The 511-nt window shown below is 47.0% G+C and carries 1 protein-coding gene; it reads right to left on the reverse strand.

Translation table 11 applies throughout. The annotated features are described in order from the left end of the window. Positions 1-107: 107 nt before the first annotated feature. A partial coding sequence (locus tag ON063_RS14830; RefSeq protein ID WP_274665655.1) for a DUF2227 family putative metal-binding protein occupies positions 108-511 on the reverse strand: 404 nt, incomplete at its 5' end.

Below are 511 nucleotides of genomic sequence, written 5' to 3' on the forward strand. Positions count from 1 at the left end.
GGAATGACCTTCAGCTGAAGATCATTCCGTGCTCTTTCGTTTACTATGGCATTCAAGTAAAAAAGGATCACCTCCGCAAAAAAACGGTAGGTGGTCCTTTTGGTTGATCAAAATGCTTTTTTAAAAAATGTCGATGTATAGTCGAGCGTCGTGTGCAGTGTCGTTGCAAATACGAGACCTAAAAAGAACGACATGCCGTGTACGTCCACCCACGAACGGATTTCTGTTTCATATGCTGTGAAGGGCAAGAGCGGAATGAGTGGGAAGCCGATGTACGCAATCCGAATCAGATCACTCAAAACAGGTAAATGCGAAAAGAGCGAACGGTGCGGCATGAGCTTCACGTATGGGAGCCAAATCAATTTAAGCGGGCCCCATCGGTAATAGGCATCTGATTTTAAGTCAAGGTCTGGGGAGAGCCAGAGTGTACCGATAATCGCACCGATGATCAATGCGAACGGAATATCGATGTCAATAAAAGGCGTGGCAACCGCAAGTGCGCCGGTTGCCA

Source organism: Exiguobacterium sp. B2(2022) (assembly GCF_028823655.1).
Classification (GTDB): Bacteria; Bacillota; Bacilli; order Exiguobacteriales; family Exiguobacteriaceae; genus Exiguobacterium; species Exiguobacterium aestuarii_A.